Source organism: Acinetobacter sp. AKBS16 (genome assembly GCF_002899995.1).
In the GTDB taxonomy this organism is placed as follows: domain Bacteria; phylum Pseudomonadota; class Gammaproteobacteria; order Pseudomonadales; family Moraxellaceae; genus Acinetobacter; species Acinetobacter baumannii.
The window spans coordinates 131,455-132,999 of the sequence record NZ_POYH01000082.1; the positions used below are offsets into that span (position 1 = coordinate 131,455).

Consider the following 1,545-nt stretch of genomic DNA (forward strand, 5'->3'; position numbering starts at 1 on the left):
TCGGCAGGAATACCTGTTTTTTCAGCAATAAGTTCACTATATTTTTCTGGCTGTTCCTGAATCAGACGATTCGCTTCAATAGTTGCTTGTAAATAGGCTTTTATAACTTCTGGATGCTGCTGTGCATAATCCTTGCTCGCAAGTGATCCATGAAATGTAGGTGATTTTGCTTGTGAACCATCATAGATTTTTTTAGCAAAACCTTGGTAAGCAAATAACTCTCCAAATGGTACGAAGTCAGCATGTGCAGCAATCTTATGACTTTTTAATGCAGGTCCCGCCACTTCTGGCGCCTGAGCAATCACTTTAATATCTTTATCAAGTTGCCAGCCTTCAGCCTGAATCGCTCGTAGCAATAGTCCATGAGCAGTTGAAGCAAAAGGTACGGAAATGGTTTGTCCTTTTAGTTCTTTCAGTGATGTTACTTTTGAGTCAATTGGAACAACAATCGCATTACCGCTACCATTAATACTGCCTGACAATGGCGCTAAAAATATGCTTTCTTTCCCAGCTTTTTTAAATGCCGCTAAATTATTCACAGCAGGAAAGTCAGCCATTGCTCCCAAATCTAGACGCCCAGCCACCATCTCACTGGTAAGTGGTGCACCAGAGGTAAAGTTTTTCCATTGAATATCATATTTAACGTGTTTGTATTTACCATCTTTAGGCAAATATTTTGGTAATAAATTCAATTCACGAATTAGCAACCCACCTGTTGCACAGTTAATGGTCGTGTCTTGTGTACCAATGGCGACACGCACAGTTTCTGTTTTACTGCCGCACCCCAAAGTGCCGAGTACCATGGCACCAATTAAGCTACTGAGTAATAGTTTTTTATTGATCAATTTATTTTGTCTCATGTTACGTATTCCAAATTAATTATTTGAGTAGGTATGGGATATTTACTTTGACTGCATCTGTTGGGCAGTCTTTTTCACAAGGCATGCAATACCAACATTCATCAAATTGCATATAAGCTTTTTGGGTTGTTGGATCGATTGCCAATAAATCCATTGGACAAACATCTACACAGACAGTGCACCCTTTATCAGCAATACATTTATCTTCATCGATAATGACGGGTGCGACAGTACGGTGCTGTACTTCTTTAAAAATAAAAGCCATGATTTGAATTCCTGATTTATTTAGTCTGCTAGAGCAACATCTTTTTGAATGCGTAAACGGTCATACGACACAGCTTCATCTTGATTAATCGGAACCACATAAGGCTCGATTGGCTTTTTGAAACTGACCATGTTGCCGTGTTCATCTTTTTTCAAATGCGCGTGACAGAACCAATCCGAGTTATTCTTTTGAGGGAAATCTGCTCTATAGTGGTACAGTCCCCAGCGGCTTTCCTCTCTAAACAGTGAAGCTCTTGCTGCCATTTCCGCACAATCTCGAATAAAAGAAACTTCAGCGGCACGCATCAGCTCATGTGGGTTTCTGGCAGAAATTCGCTTAATATCCTGTTTAATTTCTTCAAAACGCTTGAGCCCAATTTCCATTTTTTGGCGAGTTTTAGGGGGCTGCAAATAGTCATTT

Annotated in this window: 2 protein-coding genes and 1 pseudogene; all 3 read right to left on the bottom strand. The window is 40.0% G+C overall.

Features of this window, described 5'->3' with window-relative positions:
* Nucleotides 1–860: ABC transporter substrate-binding protein (locus C1642_RS19675; RefSeq protein ID WP_228153925.1), on the bottom strand; the 860-nt coding region annotated here is incomplete at its 3' end.
* Nucleotides 861–879: 19 nt separating this feature from the next.
* Entirely contained in the window at nucleotides 880–1,125 is a 246-nt protein-coding gene (locus C1642_RS15270; RefSeq protein WP_000864074.1) for a 4Fe-4S dicluster domain-containing protein, read from the bottom strand.
* A 20-nt stretch (nucleotides 1,126–1,145) separates the two neighbouring features.
* A pseudogene (locus C1642_RS19680) lies at nucleotides 1,146–1,545 on the bottom strand (fumarate reductase/succinate dehydrogenase flavoprotein subunit); the annotation flags it as partial.

What these genes read in the sequence shown, in the direction of transcription:
- C1642_RS15270 (WP_000864074.1), bottom strand. Translation starts at nt 1,125, where the DNA reads ATGGCTTTTATTTTTAAAGAAGTACAGCACCGTACTGTCGCACCCGTC.